Raw genomic sequence first — 22,553 nt, 5'->3', positions numbered from 1 at the left:
GCTGCTCTAAAAATGTAAACACTGTGGTTTTTATTTGCCCTTCAATTGGTCATGCATTTGAGATAGTATTGAAAATATCTTTAGATAATTTTTTTACAAAGGTAATTCAATTAAAAACTTAGTGCCCTGCCCAATTTGGCTCTGTACACATATAGTGCCACCCAAATTTTCAACTTGTTTTTTTACCATGAACAGGCCCATCCCCTTTCCCTCCACGCTGAAATCGAAACGCTTGTATAACCCAAAAACCTGACTGCCGGACCGATTTAAATCTATTCCTTTTCCGTTATCCTCAAAACTTATACAAATTTTATTGTCATTAACTAACGTTTGTATAGTAATAAGCGGGTCAAGATCGTCCCGCCTATATTTTATACTATTAACAATAAGGTTTTGAAAAATGCTGTATACATAGGGTTTTATCGAAAATATCTGGCCAATATAGCTGAAATTGCAACTTAATACCACTTTGTTTTTTTGGAGCATTGATTGAATCTCTATATTAATTTCTTCAATTAAGCGGGCAAAAACAATCGTTTCCTTTTTCTCAACTACTTGTTTACTTACCTCAAGTATCAGGTTCAAATCGTTTATCACGTTGTCCAGTTGGTTAATTGAACCAGAAAGCGCATTCAGGGTTGTGGTAAAATCTGTAGAAACAGATTCTTCAAAACCGAGCAATTGCGACAGGCCCATAATGTTAGCAACCGGAACCCTCAAATTGTGCGATACAATGTATGTAAATTGTTCAAGGTCCTGGTTGCGGCGTATAAGGTCGGCGGTGATCCTCGCGCGCTCAAGTTCTGCAAGTTTTTTTTCTGTAATAAGGTTTAATGTTAAAATAACGCCTTCCATTTTCTTTTTGGCATTAAATACGCCGGCCCATTTTGCCTCAAACCACTCCTTCCTGCCACCTTTTAAATCATAAACCACTTCATAACTAACTGTTTCCCTGTTTTTTACCTTCTCCAAAGTTTGCAATATTGCGGACCATCGCGATTTTGGGAAAAAATCAAAGCCAGAAGTACCTGTCTTTATCTTTTTGCCAAAATACTTTAAGGCGTTTTCCGCAGCATTTTTATTGAATGATACCACCTTCAAATCGGAGTTAAATAATATGGTATAAAGATCAGTGGTTTCAAAAACCGACCGAAGGTTAGCTTCAGATGTTACCAGTTTTACTTCGTTTGTTTTTTGTTGGGTAATGTCTCGTGAAAAGCATGACAACCCGATAACTTCGCCGGTTTTCCATATTGGATTGACAGAATAGCTTAAGTACACCTTCTCGTTGCCATTTGGATATTCGTTTACAAAACTAAGCGTCCTTCCTGCCAGCGCTGAATGATAAACAGTTTTCCATTTCTTTGCAATTTTGGGTGGGAGCCCACTTAATAGTGCCAAAGCACTACCCCCAATGCTTACCTTAAATCCATAAACATGTTCAATTGTAGTTTTAAACCGCTCGTTATAGGTAATAAATTGCAAATCCTTATTAAGCGAATAAACCAAATCTGTAGTGTTCTCTATTATAGCCGATAAGTTCGCTTCCGACTTTTTAAGGGCATCTTCGTGTGCTTTTCTGTCGGTAATATCAGTAACCATTGCCAGGGTGCCAATAAATTCGTTATCAACACCAAAAATACCGTTGGTTGATACATTGCAAACAATGCTTTTTCCGCTTTTGGTAGTAAAAATAGATTCATGGGTTTCAACTACCCCCCGTACTCTTTTTGAGACGCGCTCAATAGTAGGCTGTTTTTGTGAATCATCCTTAAAATCATAATTATGTTTACCAATAATTTCGCTCGCCGGATATTCCAGCATGTCGCACATTTTTTTATTTACAAAAATAGTGACGAGGTTTTCATCAATAACCCATATGCCTTCCTGCGCAGTTTCTACAATATGCCGGTAACGCTGCTCGCTTTGAGATAATTTGTTTTCCGCAATTTTTCTTTCCGTAATATTATTATGTAAAACAACAGCGCCCTTATTGTTTTTTTCTGTTAGGGGTGAAACCAAAACTTGAAACCAGTTTTTGTGGGTTGGCGAATGGCATGGATACTCCATTGAAAACTGCATTTTTTCGCCAGATATCACCTGTTTTATTCCTTCGGCAATATTACGTCCCTCTAATTCATCCCCGCCATTGGCACTATCCGAAATAGCGATATAATTGGATCCTATCCCGTAATCATTTAATTGGAGGCCGTTTTGTTTTCCAAATTTTTTCCATGATTCATTTACATCAACGATTGAACCATTCTCATCTAACAAAGCTATTTGGGGTGGCAACGCGTTCAAAATTGAGCTACGCTTTAAAAGCCATTCCTGCACCCCTGCCCGATTCACGTCGATCTGATGTTCGGCCTCTTTTCGTTCCGAAATGTCTCTGTAATTAGCTACTATACCGTTTACTGCCGGTAAATTCAACAGGTTTTTTATTGTGCCTTCAAACCATACCCAATTACCATTTGCGTGCTTAAGCCGGTAACTAAAAGAATAAACCTGGCCCGGATTCTCCAAAACAGCCCGAAACGTTTGTTGATGTGCCCGCAATTCTGAAGGATGAACAAAACCCTTATCAAATAACACCTTACTATATTGACCCTTATCATAACCGAGTATATGCTTTACGTTTTCACTTGTGAAAATTATTTCGCCGTTAATGTTTGTTACTGATATGATGTCGGTACTATTGTCTAGTAATTCGCGGAGCCGCTGTTCGCTTTGTTGCTGACTCTGTTCAAGCTGTTTACGTTCCGTTATATCCCGGGTCACTCCATACAGCCGTACCAGTTTGCCATTTTCGTCAAGGCTCGGTATAATTTTGCTTTCTGCCCAACGCACGCCATTTACTCTGTGAATAACTCTATAATGACTAAATACTATTTCGCCCGCATTATGTTTCAGTAAATTTGATTGTTGAATATGAATATCTTCGGGGTGCATTATTTTTGACCATATATCGGGATCTCCTAAAAATTCATCTTGCGTATAACCGTACATTTTTTCGCAGGCTGGCGATATTTGTATTAGTTTTGATTGCACCATATCGCGTAAAAAAAACACTTCATCAATGGTATTGAAAAGGCTATTTAATTCTTTATTGGCCTCCAATAACTTCAGCTCTGCTATTTTATTATCGGTTATATCGCGGATAAATCCACTTGCACGATAGTTCCTGCCCAATTGATCGGCATCAAATAAAAGCTTGGAATGAATATATTTAATAATGCCTTCGGGGGTTATAATACGGAATTCGATATCAATCTTATCCAGGTTTTTAATAGCATAGTCCACCTCCCGCCTCACGCGGTCCGTATCGTCAGGATGTAAGCAATTGATAAAAGTCTCGTATGATTGTTCTGCCTCTCCGTCTTTAAACCCCAAAATTGCATCCACCCCCGGCGACCACTTTCTGGCATTCGTCAACAGGTCTATTTCTAAAGTACCGCTTTTAGTCATTTTTTCGGTTTTTGTCAGCAGAGATTCTGTTGTTAATTTGCTACTAAAGTTTTGATAGCGCCCCTTCTCCAATTTAAACTTCTCAATAGCATTTAAAATAGCAAACGGCAACCGTTGCATTCTGTCCCTTGTAAGGTAATCGGCAAAACCTTCTTTAATGGCGTTTGCTGCAAAATTTTCATCTTCCGGAGAAACAACAAGAATAAATGGAACTATCTGCTTCCTCGCTTTCAATATTGCTAAAACATCTAAAGCAGTAAATGAAAGCATATCCCAATCAGAAATAATAATATCAGCGGTGTTATTATCCAGCCAATTAACTAACTCTTCTTTCGAAGCGACATTAAATTTCTCAAACTTTAAGGCAGAATTGGATAGCGCTGTATTTAACAGCTCTATATCGTATGCTTTGGTTTCAAGATGTAAAATTTTTAAATTCAGATCAATCATTTTAAATGTGCATTAGGACCGGTAATCATCTTAGACAGGGTTTTTTATCGTTTTAATTCTAAAAAGGCCTTCGTTATTATTTATTTATTGGGGGCCCCGAAAGCTTTATTAAAGCAATCACGCGAGCACATCAGAAGTTGATCCAAATCACTAATTGCCTAATAATCAATAATTTAATTTTAGTTCTTTTTATAATATTTCCATATATTGGATGCATTTCCATATAATAGAAGAAAAAGACATATTTAGCGATGGCCCAAACTGGTTTTTGGATGCTTTAATTAATATGCAGCGATAATGCAAGTTTGCGGGAAGGAGAAAGAAAAGCCGGAGATAGGGTTTGCAATGATTGAATGCTCACATTTATAAAGTTAAAAAGCATCATTGGGGAGTCGTTCTCTCAATAAGGTACCTTTTCTTTGATATAGCATGATGAAAAAGCGAAAACCACTTTATGATGTAAAGGGGTTTTCGCTTTATTGGGGTCATTTAGTCGGGATGAGAAGATTCGAACTTCCGACCTCCAGCACCCCATGCTGGCGCGATACCGGGCTACGCTACATCCCGAACTATTAATTTTGGAGGTAACAAATATATATAACCCGTTTTTTAAGTAAAACTTTATTTAAAACTTTTGGTAATGATAAGGGGGGTCAATGTTTGCAATCAGCAAGTGTAAATCTTGTGAATAAAACTTTGGCAATAATTTATATGTTGAATATTACTTAAAGGCGTGTACAACATCTTGCCAAATAGCAGGAAACAAAAAAGCCTTGACAATCGTCAAGACTTTTACCGGCTATGTCGGGATGGCAGGATTCGAACCTGCGGCCTCCACATCCCAAATGTGGCGCGATACCGGGCTACGCTACATCCCGAACTATTATTTTCGGAGGCGGCAAATATATACAAAGATCCTTTAAGTAAAACTTTGTTTAAAACTTTTGGTGGCGCTGCCGATTTTTAACTGAATAATTCAGCAATGGCTTATAAGTTACTTAACGTTTTGTTATTGTTTTGGGAAACCCTATAAAAAACAAAGCCTCTTTGCACTCGCTGCTCAGAGGCTTCAACCTAAGTATTATGATTTGAAAAACACCTGGGCTTATAAAAATGTATTCATAGATAATCAACGGAGGATATTTATGAAACAACAAGTAATTGAAGATGTGAACATTATGCCACAATTAGATAGAGCCGGTGGTTTGGATATGCACAAAAACAAGATCATCGGCTTTATCTCTTGTAAAGATGGCAGCAATCAGGAATTTAGGGAATTTGGCACTTACACCTGCGAACTCCAAGGATATCATCGTACTCAACTGCAAATGCTATTGGCAGATTATGACCATGTGCAAAAGCAAGTGGACTTTTTGGATAAATCAATTGCTGATATAATCAGAGAGCATTATGCACAGGCATCTGAATGTTTTGATAGCATCAGTGGCATAGGTGTTAAATCTGCAGAAATCATTATCAGCGAAGCCGGAAAAGATATGAGTCGTTTTCCATCGGCAGACCATTTTACAGCTTGGTGCGGTATTGCACCGGGAAACAATGAAAGTGCAGGTAAACGGAAAAACACTTCGATTAAAAAAGGCAATAGTTATTTACGTGTTGCCATTGTTGGCGCGGCGTGGGCCGCTGTTCGTATGAAAGACTCCTATTGGCATGCGTTATTTGATAAGCTACGCAAGCGCATGAAGGCGCAAAAAGCAATTGTAGCTGTTACAAGAAGATTGCTCAAAGTGGTGCATAACACATTAGAAACACTAACTATTTACAAAGAAAAGGGCATCGCTCATTTCGTGGAGTTGCAGGCTAAAGCGGGATTATATTATAACTCAAAGCTATCGTGGCCTCAAACTAATACTGACTAAAATACTAAAAGGACGGAAAAGGTAATAGAATAAAGAGTCTGAAACCTAAGCTACCAAAACTGTAGATAGCACTCAGGCTTGTTCCATGAGAACGCAGAGGAAACTTATTTTTTAAAATGTCAGCTAAATATATCGTAATAAAATATATTTGTTATCTAACTATAATGAAGTGAGAATTGTTTAACAAATTGGTACTTATCCAAATCTTCCACGTCTTTTCGATATGAAAAAATCATTTGCATGTTTTGTGTTACTATTGGCAATGGTAAAATGTTTTAGCCAAAATACTACGGACCAATTGGCCAACGAACAAACCATAGGAAATGCAATATTCCTTTTTGCCCCTGTCCAAAGGGAAGGCGTTACAGAGCAGCGATTTCATTATGCTCAACAAATAATTAATGACACAAAGTCTGCGTCTAAAAATAACGTACAAAATTTAAATGCTGCTGATTTCTGGAATATCACTACAGCATTTGTTATCCTAAAGGAACCAAAAAGTCACATTGAAGCTGCGTTTAATAAAGCTATTCATTCGGATGCGGCTACTATCTGCTCATATATTAAAGCGATGGGTACATCAAATTTAGATAAACTTATCCCTGAGTCATTCCTACCCTTCTATTCCAATTGTGCGCAATCATCAACGGCAGAAAGTTCAAACTTTAATGTAGCTAACTACGCGGAGAACAATAAGCTGAACCCGGACTTAGTAAGTATTATTAGTATGATCCAATTAAATGATTCTAAATTTAGAATGACTAAACCTGTGGATTGGACTAAGCAGAAACCATTGGATGAACGTAATCAACAGTTGATCGACTCTTTATTTAATGTTTACCAAACTTACATCGGCAGGCAATTAGTAGGTAAACAGTTTGAAGCAACTATGTGGCTGGTAGTACAACACTCACCTTTAGAAATGATGGAAAAATATCTATCTGTAGTCGCCACTGCCGTAAACCAAAAGCAATTAGATCAAGTTCCGTTAAAAATGCTTGTAGATAGAATTTACTGGCTTAAGTACGATTATCAAATATTTGGTAGCCAAGGATCTCAAATTAGAGTAGCTGATGACAAAACACGGGAGGAAGTGATTAAAAGGTATAACTTAAATTGAATAGTTGTTTTTTTAGAGGAAACCTTATTACAATGGGCAACAGAGTGTTGCTGCTTTGAGCTAGTAAAGATAGATCAAGCAAAATCCAATTGCAATATTTCTGTTACACTTGAATCTAAAATGGATGTTAAAACATCGTTAACTTACTTCCCTTGGGAATGCCTGCCAAAAAAGTTATTCTTATCTCTTTTAAATCGTTTTTATTCAACAACTTTTTCAGCATCCGGGCGGCTGGATTATAAAGACTTATGTTTACGGTATTGCTTAAATAATAATTACCATCAGCAAGAACGCGGTATCTGAAACGAACGTTCAATGCCCCCAGCCGGACAGTGATTTACTATTAAAATTAAGTGGTTTGCACCGCTTCCAGGTGCTGCGTTTCAATAGGAATCGCTTTCTTTTTCAATTTTTCTTTATGCAGGTGACTCCAGTGTAATAGGCCAATCAGCAACGCGGCAATACCTTCACCCAGCAGCGTGTCTTGTGTACCAATCCACTTTGAAACGGCACCCACCAGTAATCCACCCAATGGCTGCATTCCGAAAAACGCCATTGCATAATAGCTGATCACCCTGCCACGCATCTCTGGAGATACCGTAGTTTGGATCAACGTATTACTTACGGTAATTTGCGACATCATTCCAAAACCGGCAATGGTAACAAAGGCCAGCGCCAATGGGTAACTATGCTCGTGCGAAAACAATATCAGCCCCACACCAAACACCAGTGTATTAATAAATAATATCTGTTTCAAATTGGTGCCCTGTTTAAGCGACGCCAGGAAAATAGCCCCTGAAAATGCACCCAGGCCAATAAAGCTGTCAATTACCCCAAAGGTTGAAGCCGTTCCCTTAAATACATCTTTTGCATAATAAGGTATCAGCGTACTAAAGGGTAGCACCATTAAACTGATGAGTGCAAGCATTATTAACACAAAACCGATAGACGGTGTTCTTTTAATATAGCCCCACCCTTCTTTCAATTCGCCAAATACATTTTTTGTATGCTCCTTTTTTACATACTTGGGTAGGCGCATCATCAATAACGATCCTATAACCGCCACAAAACTTAATGCATTCAGTAAAAAACACATCCCATCGCCAAAGGCTTCCAAAACAATCCCGGCAAGCGCCGGACCTATAATGCGCGATAAATTCACCATTGATGAGTTGAGCGCCAATGCATTGGGCAAATCATTTTTATCCTCTACCATTTCATAAACTAATGATTGCCTTGCTGGTACGTCAAATGCATTAATAATACCCAGCACCACACTCAGGCTTATAATTTCCCATACGGCATAATGCTTCAGCAAAATTAATATGGCCAGCATCAACGCCTGTATCAGCGAGGCAATTTGTGTGGTTAACAAAACCTTGTAACGGTTATACCTGTCAGAAACCACACCTCCTACCAACGAAAGCAAGAACGACGGAAAAAGACTGGCAAAAAGGGTAACGCCCAGCAAAAGGGTAGAATGTGTAAGGGTATAGATCACCCAGCTTACGGCCGTCTTTTGCATCCAGGTACCAATCAGCGAAACCGACTGACCCATAAAATACAGACGATAGTTCCTGCTGCTAAATGCTCTGAATGTTCTTATTTCGTGTGTTTTCTCTGCTTCCATTTAAACTCCTTGTTTCTTAAATCCCGTTTCACTTAAAATCAATTATTTTATTCAAAGGCCCTATCACCTGTTTCAGCAGTTGCTGCTCTTCCGCATTGCATGCTTCTTTAATGGCTTTTAACAGCCATTCATCGCGTTCATGAAAAAATTGCAGCAATACTTCTTCCCCTTTTGCTGAAAGAGAGATATTAATTTTTCTTTTATCGGTTTCTGATGGTACGCGGATAATGTAATCCATATCCGTAAGGTTATTCAACACCTGCGACATGGATTGATTGGTAATCATTTCCATAGCCGCCAGTTCACTGGGCAACATTGCTTTGTGCTGGTGCAGCAAGGCCATGGTTGACCGTTCCGTAAGCGACAGCTTTTCTCCCGTTGGCGAATGCTTGCGCAGCTTTTTTATCAGCCGTACAATTGCCGTACGTAATTCCGATGCAAATTCAAGATCTTTATTGTTGCTCATTATAATAAGGCAAACTTATAAGTTTGCCTTACAAATATAGGATGGGTTTTCCTATTAAATAAAAATTAATTATCATTTAATAGTCATTCTTTATTAAATTGTGCCCGTTTTGATTTAGTTATTGAACACAAGCAACTTGTTATTAAATACTTAACCTTTTATTACAATTTATTTACAGGCCTTTTTTGTTAATTTAAGGCCAATTAACTCAATTTATATTTATACTATTGATGCGCCATTATATAATTGAAACTGATTATTTCGTTATAGCGTATTAACATTGTGAGCTGAAATATGAATTCAACCGATAACTATTCGCTCTTAATTGATAAGATTAACATCTTTATCCGTAAATATTATTTTAATAATTTTTTACGGGGACTTATCTTTTTGGGTGCGGGTCTGTTTTCGGCTTATGTAGTGGTTACCGTTGGCGAGTACTTAGGCAATTTTAATTCCCTGTTTCGCACCCTCATATTTTACCTGTTTATCCTGTTAAATCTCGGGCTTATTGTCTGGCTTATTGTTCCCTCCTTACTGGCCTGGCTTAAACTGGGTAAATCACTAACACACGATCAGGCTGCAGAAATTATTGGCAAACATTTTAATGATGTTAATGACAAGCTGCTTAATACCCTCCAGTTAAAAAAACTGGCTTCCGAAGACGAACAGCACCGGGCATTGATTGAAGCCAGCATCGACCAAAAAATTGAAGCTTTAAAACCGGTAAGTTTTCCATCGGCCATCAATATTAAAGAAAACACCAAATACCTTAAATGGATTCTGTTTCCTGCCGGGATAATTTGCATCATCGCTTTGGCGGCTCCATCAATATTAACAGAAAGCACCAAAAAGCTTATCCGTCATAATGAATATTTTGCTCCGGTGGCTCCTTTTAGCTTTATCGTCCAAAATAAAAATCTGTCGGTTGTTCAGGGCGATGATTTTAAGCTTGATCTGAAACTTGCCGGAAATAATTTGCCTGCCGATGTTTATGTAGAAACAGCCAACAATACTTTCAAGCTGGATAAAGAGAATATCAGCAAGTTCCATTATCAATTTACCAATTTACAGCAAAATACATATTTCAGGCTCAGCGGTAATGGTTTTACTTCTGTTCAGTATGAAATAAAAGTAAACCTCAGGCCGGCCCTTTTACATTTCGATGCCGAATTGAATTATCCTTCTTATCTGCACAAAAAAAATGAAACCCTTGCTAATGCCGGCGATTTAACCATTCCGGCGGGCACCATAGTAACCTGGAAATTTCATACGCAGAACGCCACAGGTTTACTGTTTTTCTTAAACGGAAATACCGGTGGTGTAAACCCCATAGCAACAGATGTTTTTGAACACCGGGAACGGGTACTTAAAAATAGCGTTTACAAAGTAGCTCCAATAAATAACCGGATTAATCATGCCGACTCGGCAAGTTACCGCATCAATGTCATTGCTGATGAAGCGCCAACCATTACGGTTGATGAAAGACAGGATTCCGTCAGCATGAAAGCCCTGTACTTTAATGGCCGCATTCAGGACGATCATGGTTTTTCTGATCTTACCTTTCATTACATTGTTGGTGATCCGGCGGATAAAGCCAGTCAAAAATCATTCAGCAAACCGGTTAAAGCCGATTTAGGGGCAGCCCAGTCTGATTTCTTTTATTTCTGGAACTTAAAAGAACTGGGCATAAAAGCCGGCGACAAAGTGACTTATTATTTTGAAGTGGCCGATAACGATGGCGTTAACGGTCCAAAAAAAGTACGCTCGCCCGAGCATACGCTTAACATTCCGGATACGAAGGAAATGAATAATGAGCTTAATGCCGGCACGCAACAGGTTAAGCAAAAAATGCAATCGGCCATAAAAATTGCCGGGCAAATTGAGCACGATTCGCAAAAGCTGAATCAAATGCTGCTGGATAAAAACACGCTTTCATTTGATGAGAAAAAGCAAATTGCAGATCTGCTCGAAAAAAAGAAAGACCTCGATAACCTGGTAAAAGAAATTCAGGGCGATAATAAAAAGAACCTTTACAATCGCCAGGAGAACCAACCACAGGATAAAGCACTTACAGAAAAACAACAGCAAATGGAACAATTGCTGAACAATGTGCTTGATCCGAAAACACAGGAAATGCTGGAGAAATTACAGCAAATGCTGCAAAATGAACAAAAAGAAGGCACACGCGATCAGCTTTCAAAAATGCAGAATGAAAATAAATCCTTAAAAAAGGAGCTCGACCGTATGCTGGAGTTATACAAACGTTTAGAGTTTGAGCAAAAACTCAATCAAAACGTAACACAGCTTAACCAACTGTCGCAAGAGCAGCAAAAATTGGCCGACCAGGCTAAACAGCCTAATGCCGATCAGCAGCAATTACAAAAAGATCAGCAAAAGCTCAATCAGGATTTTCAGGATGTTAAAAAATCGCTGGAAGATTTGCAAAAGACAGATGAACAGGCTGAGCATAAACAGGATTTTAAAAACCCTGTACAGGAAGAACAACACATTGAACAGCAAATGCAACAAAGCTCGGACGAGCTGAAGAAGAACGATGCCGCAAAAGCATCCCAATCGCAACAACAGGCTTCAAAATCAATGAAGGAGCTGGCCAATAAAATGGAACAAAAAGACCAGGAAGGTGCAGAGACTGAAACCACCATTGACGAGCAGCAATTACGCCAGCTTTTGAAAAATCTCATTAACAGTTCTTTCGATCAGGAAAAGGTAATGCAAACGTTAAAAAGCACCAATCCTGCTGATCCGGGCTATCTTTCGCTGGCCCAAAACCAAAAAAGTATAAAAGATAATTTAAAAACAGCGGAGGATAGTTTGTACGCATTAAGCCGCAAAGTACCTCAAATACAATCAACCGTTAACCAGGAAATAGCCGCTATAAATACGCATATTGATGACGCTTTGGATAACCTTGGCGACCGTCATACCGCCGAAGCCACCCGGAATCAGCAATTTGCCATGACTTCTATGAATAATTTGGCACTAATGTTGAGCGAAGCGCTGGAGCAATTGCAGAATGCTAAAAACAAAGGCGGCGGCAAAAGGAAAGGCAAGCAGCAATCCATTGCCCAACTGGCAAAAATGCAGGAGCAGCTAAACCAAAACATGCAAAAAGCCCGGCAGCAAATGCAACAACAGGGCGCCCAGGGAAACCAGGGAAAAAGCAAGAGCGGAAATAATGGGAATAATGAAAATATTAGCGAACAATTAGCTAAATTAGCGCGTCAGCAGCAAATGATCCGAGAGGCTTTGCAGCAGATAAACAGAGATGATAATAAAGATGGTACGGGCAGTTTAGGGAATTTGGATAAAATTTCCAAACAAATGGAACAAACTGAACACGATCTCGTAAACAGGTCAATATCAGAGGAAGCCCTGACCCGACAGCAACAAATTAAGAGCCGATTACTAGAGGCGGAGAAGGCAGAACAACAACGGGATCAGGATCAGCAACGTGAAAGTCATGCCGGAAAAGAAATTCCCCCGGGCTATATAAAAGCCCTGCAGGAATATCAGCAGGCTAAACAAAAACAAACCGAGCAGGTGAGGACCGTTCCTCCCGACTTAAGTTTATATTATAAATTAAAAATTAAAGATTATTTTGATCTACTCAACGCAAAATGACATGGACCAATCAAATGTTCAAACAGGTGAATTATATACTTTACAGCTTCCTTCAAAACAGGAAAGCATAACACTGCTCGAAAATTTGATTGAGGAAATTGCCGATAAGCATAAAGTTAGCGAAGATACTTTTGCTAACATGATGACCTGCCTTAGTGAGGCCGCCATCAATGCCATAGTGCATGGCAACAAACTTGACCCTGAAAAAAAGGTTATTGTAAATGCAGATGTAGAAGGCCGCCGTATTGTATGGACCGTAACCGATGAAGGTGATGGTTTCGACTATAATACCCTGGCAGATCCTACATCTCCTGAAAATATTGAAAATTTGACAGGTCGTGGTGTATTTATCATTAAACACCTGGCAGATCAATGTATATTTAACACCAAAGGCAACGAAGTTGAACTTCACTTTAAAATATAATGCCCGCTATTCAGTTTTTTGAAGAAGATATATCTTATAAACTAAAAAATAAGACGGCCGTAAGGCAATGGATAAATGAAACTGTACTGGCTGAGGGATTTAAATTAAAAGAGCTCAATTATATTTTTTGTTCAGACGATTATTTATTGCAAATAAACCAGCAATATTTGGATCATGATACCTATACTGATATTATCACCTTTGATAATTCAGAAAAAGATAAAGTTATTGTTGGCGATATTTTTATATCGATAGAACGCATTCGCGAAAACGCCTTAAAGTTTAATATTACAGAAACCAACGAGCTGCACCGGGTTATTATCCACGGGGCTTTGCATCTTTTGGGATATAAGGATAAAAGCACTGCAGACAAGCAAAAAATGACATTCAAAGAAGATTTCTATTTGAACTTGCGCATCTTTAATAGTTAATTTTACGATGAAATTAATATTGAAAACCAATTTTAAAAAATATGAAATTATTAACTTTAATCGTCGCGTTTATGTTTATCGCGGGTCCTGCTTCTGTTTATGAGTTTAAACTGAAATCAATTGATGGAGAAGCATTCTCACTGGCTAAGTACAAAGGAAAAAAAGTTTTAATTGTTAACACAGCATCAAAATGTGGTTATACCCCGCAATATGCAGAATTACAAAAACTTGCCGACCTGTACAAAGATAAGCTGGTTGTGGTAGGCTTCCCGGCAAATAATTTTGCCAGCCAGGAGCCAGGGGCCAATTCAGAGATCAAAACATTTTGCCAAAAAAATTACGGTGTTACTTTTCCTTTAAGCGAAAAAGTAAGTGTTAAAGGTGATGATATTTCACCACTGTTTAAATACTTAACAGAAACCCCAAACCCTGATTTTACAGGCGAAGTAAAATGGAACTTTGAAAAATTCCTGATTGACGAGAACGGAAAATTGATTCACCGTTTCCGCTCACCGGTTACCCCGCTTTCACCAGAGCTTACCAAATATCTATAAGCTAGCTCACCTAAAGAAATTAAAAAAAGGCCCCCATTTTAGGGATGCCTTTTTTTATGTTTCTCCTACTCCCTGCCATGACGTTCTGGTTAGTTTTGCGCTATCATTTCTGTTTCGGCTGCTGCTTTTGATCTCCGGAGGCTGCTGCCTGTGCCTTCTTGATAGAATCTTTCTGCTGTTTTTTCTTCTGTTTATTAAAATAGCCCCTCAATAAAAAGTTGTTTTGGGCCGCTTTCAAATCAGTATTCAAAGTGGCTGATGTAGCATGTACATTTTTAATGGTACTGCGCGCTTGTTTTACAGTAGCATCCAGGTTGTTTGCTATTTGATCATCATTCAGTAATCGTCCTAACGTACCTTTTCCGCTATTCACCTTATCAACCATTTGCGACAGGCCCTTGGTGATTCTTTCAGCATTATCGGCTATTCCAGTTAGTTTAGCTATCACTTTATCCACATCCATAGGGTTAACGGCATTTAATTGGCCGCCGCCTTGAATTTCTTCATTACTTGCTATTCCACCCGGGGCAATCACAATCAGTTTATCGCCCATCAACCCATCGCTTCCAATACTTAGTTTGGCATCCTTTTTTATAAACTTTTTTACATTATTGTTCAGGGTAAGATCAACCCGTACAGAACTGTCCGTTTCAATATTGATAGCCTGTACAACACCCACATTTATCCCTGCAAAACGCACATTATTGCCCACTTGCAACCCATTCACATTTTTAAAAGTTCCGTAAACATTAAAAGTTGAACTGAACAGGTTTTTTTGATTCCCGATAAAGAAAATGGCCAATACCAGTACCAAAAGTCCGACAAAGGTAAATAAGCCTATTTTTATTTTTTGACCCGATGTAGTTTTCATAGTATATCGTTAAAATATGCACACACTGTTTTATTTTTTGATTTGTGAAGTTCATCAAATGATCCTTCAGCAATATATTCACCATCTTCCATTACCAAAATCCTGTCGGCCGTTATCCTGGCGCATTCCATATCATGGGTAATAATTATTGATGAAGTTTTATTCTTTTTTTGAATACTCAATATCAACTCACTGATTTCTTTGGAGGTTATAGGATCAAGTCCTGTAGTGGGTTCATCATACAACATAATTTCAGGATTAATAACCAGTGTTCGCGCCAAACCGGCCCGTTTCCGCATCCCGCCTGATAAATCAGACGGCATTTTTTCAACAGAATCCAGCAAGCCAACGCTATCCAATGCATCCTCCACACGTTTATCTATTTCCTGTTGATCTTTCATTTTTAAAATCCGTGTTAAAGGAAATTCCAGGTTTTCACGTACGGTCATAGAATCATACAAGGCCCCACTTTGAAATAAAAAGCCAATTTTCATCCGCAATTCCTTCAGTTTCTTATCATTCATGTCAATTACCTCATCACCAAATACTTTTAGTGAGCCTTTGTCTTGTTTTATCAAACCCACAATACATTCAATAGTAACCGATTTTCCTGTTCCTGATCTTCCTAGTATAACCAGGTTCTCTCCTCTTTTCAGTTCAAGGTTAATGTCATTCAAAACATGTTTACCGTCAAATGCCTTTTTAAGCCCTTTAATCGCTATTACCACCTCCTCTTTTTTAGCAGGTTGTTTTTTAGTTTCTGTTTGTTCACTGGTTTTTTCCATGTTCTTACTTATAAAACAATAAACTGGTAATTTGAACAGCTATCGCATCAATCACAAAAATCCATAGGGAAGCAGTAACTACTGCCGAATTTGCGGCAACACCAACACTTTCTGTCCCTTTATTGGAGTGAAAACCTTTATAACAACCAACAAAACCTATTGCAAAGCCAAAAAAGATAGTTTTAACAAGAGCCGGTAAAAAGTCTGTGAAGTCGAGCGCTCCTATTATTTTGCTGAAATACAAACTAAAGCTCATGTGATCCCTTAAATTAAGGGCAAGGAAGCCGCCAAACAAGCCGATAGCGTCGCCCAAAACACTTAGCAAGGGAACCATAAGGGTTGTGGCCAAAATTCGCGTTACAACGAGGTATTGCGTTGGGTTGGCTCCCGATACCTCCATTGCGCTCAATTGTTCGGTTACTTTCATGCTGCCGAGCTCGGCACCAATGCTTGATGCTATTTTGCCCGCACAAATAATCCCTATAATAACCGGGCCTATTTCGCGGACAAAAGAAACAGATAAAGTTTTGGGTAACATGCTGACGGATCCAAAAGAAACCAGCGTTGGCCTCAATTGCAAAATAAGCACTACGCCCATTATGAACGAGGTGATACCCACCAGCATAACGGAGCGGTAGCCTATTTCATAACACTGCCGCACAAATTCCGACCATTCAAAGCCGCCAACAAAAATGTTCCGGAAAAAATTTATAAAGAATCCAACCTGGTCGCCAATGCCTTCCAGCCAGCGTTTCCATGCGGGAATTACTACTTCTTCTGCCATAGGTAAATTTTATTTTCAGTCAACAGATGTTTCATACAGCTGTTTTAAACAATTCAATAAAATTTACCTCTAAGAATTCGTGCGGGCTTATAACATGGGGATATCCATTATGAGCAAACTGGAATGAGCTTCGGTTTCAATTGTTATTGAACTGGTATTATAAACACCCAGCGCATCCTTTTTGTTTAGCTTACAGTCATTTATATTAATCGTTCCATCTAAAACAAAAATATAAATACCGTTTCCGGGAGTTTTTATTTCGTAATTAATTTGCTGCCCAGCTTCAAACTCTCCTTGTGAAAAAGTGGCATCCTGATTAATCCACAAAGTATTTTCACTTTTTTCTGGTGATATCAGGGTGGTTAGTTCATTCAGTTTCAACAGATGTTTAAAGCTTTTTTGATCATACCTGGGGGTAATATTCATTTCCTTTGGGTAAAGCCAGATCTGCAAAGTATTGGCATCTTCTGTTGCAGATGCATTATATTCTGAATGCTGCACTCCGGTACCTGCAGACATTACCTGCACCTCGCCTGCGTTTACCACACCGGTATTGCCCATACTGTCTTTATGTTCAAGGCCTCCTTTTAATGGGATAGTGATAATTTCCATATTATCATGCGGATGGGTCCCAAAACCACGGCCCGCAGCAATAATGTCATCGTTTAAAACACGTAAGGCTCCAAACCGTATTCTGTCTGGATTATAATACGGGCCAAAGCTGAATGAAAAATTAGCTTTTAGCCATCCTATATCATTTGTTCCGCGCTCTTTGGCCGGATAAAATATTTGATTCATAACCTATTTAATTATATGTTTAAACACACAATATTTATACCACAATTTAATTATATGTATTTTTGCAAAAATTTTGTGGCTCTATGGCAAAAAAAGCAATCATAGCTGGTGCAAGCGGACTTATTGGCAGTTCACTGCTTGATATACTATTGCATGAACCCGGATTTGATGAAGTATTGATTTTAGTACGAAAAGAAATACCGGTTAAAAATAAAAAATTAAAACAACTGGTAATTGATTTTGACCGGCTAAATGACTATGCATCTGAAATAACCGGCGATGCTGTTTTTTCCTGTTTAGGAACCACCATGAAGAAAACGCCTGATTTGAGCGTATACCGAAAGATAGATCATGACTATCCTTTACAATTGGCTCAAATAGCTAAACAAAATGGCATGGGGCAATATCACATGGTATCTTCATTAGGTGCAAATGTAAAGGCGTCAAACTTTTATTTAAAAACAAAGGGCCAGATAGAAGAGGATCTTAAACAGTTAGCATTAAGAACACTTTGCATTTACCAGCCTGCTTTTTTAACGGGGGATAGAAAAGAAAACCGGCTAGCCGAAAAATTTCTCATCCCCTTAATGAAAGTATTAAATCCATTACTGGTGGGTAATTTAAAGAAATACCGGAGCATACCGGCAAAAACCGTTGCCCTGGCAATGTATAAACAATCATTAAAAAAACAGGAGGGTACATTTATTTACCCTTCAGATAAAATCATAGAACTATCGTGAGTAATTACATCTCTGCCGAGAATCTCGGCCATTCATTTCATGACCATTGGTTGTTCAGAAATACATCCATTGGAATAAACCGCGGTCGCCGTGTTGCACTGGTAGGTATTAACGGTGCAGGAAAATCAACCCTGCTCAAATTATTAGCCGGCTCCCTGAAACCTACAGAAGGTAAAGTTGCTCAAATGCGCGACCTGAACATGGGTTACCTGGAACAGGATCCGCACTTTAAAAATGCCGTAACCATTAGCGATTATATTTTTCATGCCGATGATGTGCAGCAACAGCTGATCAGAAAGTACGAAGAGCTATTGGAGAACGATCCGGAAAATGCTAAAGCGATTGAAAACGTGATGGAAGAGATGAGTAATGTGGATGCCTGGGAATATGAGTATAAAATCAAAACCATATTAGGCCGTCTGGATATCCATCACCTTAACCAAAAGATCAATACTTTATCAGGTGGACAAAAGAAACGTTTGGCTTTGGCTAAGCTGCTGATAGAAGACCCTGATATCTATATTTTGGATGAGCCAACCAATCACCTGGATATTGACACCATTGAATGGCTGGAGAAATTGCTAACCGATGGTTCCAAAACCATATTAATGGTTACGCACGACAGGTATTTTCTGGATAATGTATGTAACGAGATATTGGAGATTGACAAAGGTAAAATCATTCCGTATGTAGGTAATTATGGCTATTACCTGGAGAAAAAGGCTGAGCGTGAAAGTGCCGATGAAGCTGCATTTCAAAAGAACTCCAACCTTTTACGTAAAGAACTGGAATGGATGCGCAGGCAGCCACAGGCTCGTGGTACCAAATCAAAAGCGCGTATTGATGCTTTTTATGATCTGGAAGAGAAAACCAAGAATGGCGGTGCTAAGCAAAAAGTAGAATTGAGCGTTAAAACGGCCCGCCAGGGGAATAAAATTATGGAGATGAACCATCTCTATAAATCATTCAGGGATCAAACTTTTATTAATGACTTTAGCTATGTATTTAAAAAGGGCGATAGAATTGGCCTTGCCGGTAAGAACGGTAGCGGTAAGTCTACCCTATTAAATCTTATCACCGGAGCTTTAGCGCCAGATAAAGGAACCATTGATAAAGGTGAAACCACCGTTATTGGGTATTTTCACCAGGCAGGTATTGTATTTAAGGATGATGAACGGGTAATTGATATAGTAAAAAACGTTGCCGAGTTTATTACGATGGCCGATGGGAAGCTGATATCAGCTTCTGCCCTGCTTACCTTGTTCCTTTTTCCACCAGCAAAACAGTATGGATTTATATCCAAACTAAGTGGTGGTGAAAAGAAACGCTTGCAGTTAATGAGCATCCTGATGAAAAACCCCAACTTTTTAATACTGGATGAGCCTACAAATGACCTGGATATTGATACCTTAAACGTACTGGAAGAATTTTTAACCAACTATTCTGGTGTATTGATGATGGTATCGCATGATAGGTATTTGTTAGATAAGCTAACCGACCAGCTATTTATTATGGAAGAAGGTGGTCATGTAAGGATCTACAATGGCAATTACTCATCATACAGAATTGAACTGGAAGAAAACAAGCAGCAAAGCAAGCGTGCACCAGTTGCAGAAGCGCCAGCAGCACCCCAACCAAAAAAGAATAAATTAAGCTTTAAAGAGCAAAAAGAGCTGGAAACACTGGAAGCAGAGATTGCCGTTATAGAGAATCAGCTAAAAGAAAAGAATGAAGCATTGAACGTTGCGGGCATTGAAACCAACAAATTAAATGAAATACTGAAGCAAATAGCTGATCTAACTAGTAAAATGGATGAGAAAAGTTTCCGTTGGATTGAACTAACAGAGCTAAAAGAGGCGTAATGAAGACATCGGATATACTGGCATCAATAGGTGTTATCATATTATTGATAGCTTTTTTATTGAATTTATATAAGAAACTACCGGCCAGTAGCAAGATATACGCGCTATTAAACCTTTTGGGTGCAGGTATCTGCTGCTATTCATCCTACTTAATCAGCTTCTACCCTTTTGTAGTACTGGAAGGTGTATGGGCATTTGTAGCACTTTTATCATTATTTAATGTTCCACGTGGAACATCGGTAAGTAATAAATAGCTTTGTATATACATAAAGGAATGTTCCACGTGGAACATTCCTTTATAAGTAAGCAGTGAATACTAATTTTATATATAGTATTAGCATAATAGCGCTGTTTTAATATATTCTACGTGGAACATATTAGATAAAAATTATTGTTTAAGATTTTAAAGGGGATTATAAGGTTAATAAAAAAGGGTTACCCTAATGCTAAACTTATGATAGCAGCAATTGATTAAAGGTTATTTCACTAAAACAAAGATGTTCCACGTGGAACATCTAAAATAAAACAAAGCTAAATACTAAGCCAATGTTTGCAAAAGGAAGAAAATGTGTTAAAAAACCATGTTAACATAGTTAGTAAGAAGCAAATAAATAATCTATGTTCCACGTGGAACATAATAAATGAACTAAGAATAACAATTAAAATACCTGATTGATATAAATAATAGCGGGTATATAGCAATGTTCCACGTGGAACATGGAGGTAAATGATGTTTAAAAAATATGATGTAATAGTTGTAGGTGCCGGCCATGCTGGTTGTGAAGCTGCTGCTGCTGCTGGCAACCTGGGTTCATCTGTATTATTAGTCACCATGAACATGGGAGTAATAGCACAAATGAGTTGCAATCCGGCTATGGGTGGTGTAGCAAAAGGGCAAATTGTAAGAGAAATTGACGCTATGGGTGGGTACTCAGGTATCATTACAGATAAAACTTCTCTCCAATTCCGTATGCTAAACCGCTCGAAAGGCCCCGCTATGTGGAGCCCCAGAGCTCAAAGTGATAGAATGCGCTTTGCAGAAGAGTGGCGCTTAGCTCTAGAAAGAATACCCAACGTTGATTTTTGGCAGGATACAGTTACTTCCCTACTGGTAAAAAATAACACTATTAAAGGTGTACGTACTTCTTTAGGAATAGAAATTGAAGCAGATGCAGTAGTATTAACTAATGGCACTTTCTTAAATGGCTTAATCCATATAGGTGAAAAACGTTTCGGTGGTGGCCGTACAGCTGAAAAAGCAGCTACCGGATTAACAGAACAACTGGTTGAATTGGGCTTTGAATCGGGCAGAATGAAGACAGGAACCCCCCCCCGTGTAGATGGAAGAAGCTTGAACTATGCCTTAATGGAAGAACAATGGGGAGATGAAGAACGAGGCCGATTCTCCTTTACAGACGTTGAACTGGCAAAAGAACAACGTTGCTGCTGGATAACTTATACCAATAGTAAGGTACATGAAACCTTAAAAGAAGGTTTTGAAAAGTCGCCCATGTTTACAGGAAGGATTAAAGGTTTAGGTCCAAGGTACTGTCCATCTATAGAAGATAAAATAAATCGCTTTGCAGAAAGGGAGCGCCACCAGATATTTGTGGAGCCTGAAGGTTGGAATACAGTTGAGATTTATGTTAATGGGTTCTCTACTTCCCTACCCGAGGATATCCAATACAAAGCTTTGATACAAATTCCAGGCTTCGAAAATGCCAAAATGTTCAGACCTGGTTATGCCATTGAGTACGATTACTTCCCGCCTACTCAGCTTGATCTGACTTTAGAGACCAAACTGATCAGCAATTTATACTTTGCCGGACAAATAAATGGAACCACCGGATATGAAGAAGCCGCATCACAAGGTTTTATTGCAGGCATAAATGCGCATCAAAAAGTACACGATAAACACGAGTTGATTATGAAAAGATCAGAATCATACATAGGTGTTTTGATTGATGATTTGGTAACTAAAGGAACCGAAGAGCCATACCGCATGTTTACATCAAGAGCTGAACACCGTTTGTTATTGCGCCAGGATAATGCTGACATCCGTTTGAGCCCTATCGGACATGAGTTAGGATTAATTAGTGATGAAAGATTAGACAAGGTAAAAAGCAAAGTAAAAAATTCAGATGACATTGTATCTTATACCCGGTCAAAATCCATTGACCCATCAACCGTAAATGGCTTGTTGGAAAATTTGGGAACAAGTACTTTAAATCAAAGTGCCAAACTATTTAATTTATTAAGCAGGCCTCAGATTGGTTTTGATGATTTGAGAAAAGCCGATGAGTCACTAAATGAATTGTTATTAGCCTACGATAAAGAAACTGTTGAGCAGGCCGAAATAAAAATTAAGTACGAAAGCTATTTCGAAAAAGAAATGGAAATTGTTGACCGCATGAAAAAAATGGAAGACAAAGAGATCAATCCAGAATTTAATTATCATCAGTTGGTTTCTTTGTCAAAGGAAGCCCGTGAAAAATTAATGAAGATAAAACCACGTACTTTAGGACAAGCTTCCAGAATTTCGGGTGTAACACCGTCAGACATATCAGTTTTGATGGTTCACATCTCCAGATAGCTTGTAACTAATTGATAATAAATATTTTACAAAAAATCGTTTTAAATCAATT

General features: G+C 38.5%; 17 protein-coding genes and 2 tRNA genes. 10 read left to right on the top strand and 9 right to left on the bottom strand.

Translation table 11 applies throughout. The features are described from left to right. Window positions 1-93: 93 nt before the first annotated feature. The 3 genes from JN11_RS05110 to JN11_RS05100 form a co-directional block, all read right to left on the bottom strand. Window positions 94-3,918 carry a PAS domain S-box protein gene (locus JN11_RS05110; protein WP_144910258.1) on the bottom strand — a complete coding sequence of 1,275 codons (3,825 nt, stop codon included), beginning with the start codon at window positions 3,916-3,918 and terminating at the stop codon, window positions 94-96. A 493-nt stretch (window positions 3,919-4,411) separates the two neighbouring features. After that, window positions 4,412-4,485 (bottom strand) — tRNA-Pro (locus JN11_RS05105). A gap of 237 nt (window positions 4,486-4,722) precedes the next feature. After that, window positions 4,723-4,796: transfer RNA gene (locus JN11_RS05100), tRNA-Pro, on the bottom strand. A 267-nt stretch (window positions 4,797-5,063) separates the two neighbouring features. Between JN11_RS05100 and JN11_RS05095 the strand changes: the two genes are divergently transcribed. Together JN11_RS05095 and JN11_RS05090 are read left to right on the top strand one after the other, a co-directional pair. Next, window positions 5,064-5,798: a transposase gene (locus JN11_RS05095; RefSeq protein ID WP_144910256.1), complete on the top strand. Its 735-nt coding sequence runs from the start codon at window positions 5,064-5,066 to the stop codon at window positions 5,796-5,798. Window positions 5,799-6,021: 223 nt separating this feature from the next. Then, on the top strand, window positions 6,022-6,918 hold the full coding sequence (locus tag JN11_RS05090; RefSeq protein WP_144910254.1) for a hypothetical protein: 897 nt from the start codon (window positions 6,022-6,024) through the stop codon (window positions 6,916-6,918). Between the two features lie 349 nt (window positions 6,919-7,267). Here the strand turns inward: JN11_RS05090 and JN11_RS05085 are convergent, their stop codons facing one another. Together JN11_RS05085 and JN11_RS05080 are read right to left on the bottom strand one after the other, a co-directional pair. Continuing rightward, a complete protein-coding gene (locus tag JN11_RS05085) occupies window positions 7,268-8,548 on the bottom strand; it encodes an MFS transporter (protein WP_144910252.1) in 1,281 nt (426 codons plus the stop codon). A 28-nt stretch (window positions 8,549-8,576) separates the two neighbouring features. Further along, complete coding sequence (locus JN11_RS05080) at window positions 8,577-9,014, bottom strand: MarR family winged helix-turn-helix transcriptional regulator (RefSeq protein ID WP_144910250.1); 438 nt, start codon at window positions 9,012-9,014, stop codon at window positions 8,577-8,579. 294 nt (window positions 9,015-9,308) lie between these two features. Between JN11_RS05080 and JN11_RS05075 the strand changes: the two genes are divergently transcribed. The 4 genes from JN11_RS05075 to JN11_RS05060 are packed head-to-tail and all read left to right on the top strand — an operon-like array spanning window position 9,309 to window position 14,068. Beyond that, on the top strand, window positions 9,309-12,659 hold the full coding sequence (locus JN11_RS05075; protein ID WP_144910248.1) for a DUF4175 family protein: 3,351 nt from the start codon (window positions 9,309-9,311) through the stop codon (window positions 12,657-12,659). Between the two features lies 1 nt (window position 12,660). Beyond that, window positions 12,661-13,083 (top strand): ATP-binding protein, encoded by a 423-nt coding sequence (locus JN11_RS05070; RefSeq protein ID WP_144910246.1) that lies wholly within the window; start codon window positions 12,661-12,663, stop codon window positions 13,081-13,083. Next, the gene (gene ybeY, locus JN11_RS05065; RefSeq protein ID WP_144910244.1) at window positions 13,083-13,514 is read left to right on the top strand and encodes an rRNA maturation RNase YbeY; all 432 of its coding nucleotides are present in this window, start codon (window positions 13,083-13,085) and stop codon (window positions 13,512-13,514) included. Before JN11_RS05070 ends, ybeY begins: the two co-directional genes overlap by 1 nt. A 41-nt stretch (window positions 13,515-13,555) precedes the next feature. Further along, a complete protein-coding gene (locus JN11_RS05060; RefSeq protein ID WP_144910242.1) occupies window positions 13,556-14,068 on the top strand; it encodes a glutathione peroxidase in 513 nt (170 codons plus the stop codon). 103 nt (window positions 14,069-14,171) lie between these two features. On the opposite strand, the gene JN11_RS05055 is transcribed toward JN11_RS05060, so the two are convergent. The 4 genes from JN11_RS05055 to JN11_RS05040 form a co-directional block, all read right to left on the bottom strand. Then, on the bottom strand, window positions 14,172-14,939 hold the full coding sequence (locus JN11_RS05055) for an MlaD family protein (RefSeq protein ID WP_144910240.1): 768 nt from the start codon (window positions 14,937-14,939) through the stop codon (window positions 14,172-14,174). Next, the gene (locus JN11_RS05050; RefSeq protein ID WP_144910238.1) at window positions 14,936-15,724 is read right to left on the bottom strand and encodes an ABC transporter ATP-binding protein; all 789 of its coding nucleotides are present in this window, start codon (window positions 15,722-15,724) and stop codon (window positions 14,936-14,938) included. The genes JN11_RS05055 and JN11_RS05050 overlap by 4 nt, the downstream gene beginning before the upstream one ends. Window positions 15,725-15,728: 4 nt before the next feature. Next, entirely contained in the window at window positions 15,729-16,508 is a 780-nt protein-coding gene (locus JN11_RS05045) for an MlaE family ABC transporter permease (RefSeq protein WP_144910236.1), read from the bottom strand. Between the two features lie 87 nt (window positions 16,509-16,595). Then, complete coding sequence (locus JN11_RS05040) at window positions 16,596-17,306, bottom strand: pirin family protein (RefSeq protein WP_144910234.1); 711 nt, start codon at window positions 17,304-17,306, stop codon at window positions 16,596-16,598. An 83-nt stretch (window positions 17,307-17,389) separates the two neighbouring features. Between JN11_RS05040 and JN11_RS05035 the strand changes: the two genes are divergently transcribed. The 4 genes from JN11_RS05035 to mnmG all read left to right on the top strand — a co-directional run bounded on the left by JN11_RS05035 (window position 17,390) and on the right by mnmG (window position 22,501). Further along, a complete protein-coding gene (locus JN11_RS05035; RefSeq protein WP_144910233.1) occupies window positions 17,390-18,046 on the top strand; it encodes an NAD(P)H-binding protein in 657 nt (218 codons plus the stop codon). Further along, on the top strand, window positions 18,043-19,908 hold the full coding sequence (locus tag JN11_RS05030) for an ABC-F family ATP-binding cassette domain-containing protein (protein ID WP_144910230.1): 1,866 nt from the start codon (window positions 18,043-18,045) through the stop codon (window positions 19,906-19,908). Before JN11_RS05035 ends, JN11_RS05030 begins: the two co-directional genes overlap by 4 nt. Further along, window positions 19,908-20,162 carry a CBU_0592 family membrane protein gene (locus JN11_RS05025; RefSeq protein ID WP_211360649.1) on the top strand — a complete coding sequence of 85 codons (255 nt, stop codon included), beginning with the start codon at window positions 19,908-19,910 and terminating at the stop codon, window positions 20,160-20,162. The genes JN11_RS05030 and JN11_RS05025 overlap by 1 nt, the downstream gene beginning before the upstream one ends. 476 nt (window positions 20,163-20,638) lie before the next feature. Then, entirely contained in the window at window positions 20,639-22,501 is a 1,863-nt protein-coding gene (mnmG, locus tag JN11_RS05020; protein WP_144910520.1) for a tRNA uridine-5-carboxymethylaminomethyl(34) synthesis enzyme MnmG, read from the top strand. The last annotated feature ends 52 nt before the right edge of the window (window positions 22,502-22,553 follow it).

Source organism: Mucilaginibacter frigoritolerans, assembly GCF_007830615.1.
Taxonomy (GTDB): Bacteria; Bacteroidota; Bacteroidia; order Sphingobacteriales; family Sphingobacteriaceae; genus Mucilaginibacter; species Mucilaginibacter frigoritolerans.
The sequence above is the reverse complement of the archived record's forward strand: the minus strand, read 5'-3'. Positions and strand labels throughout refer to the sequence as shown.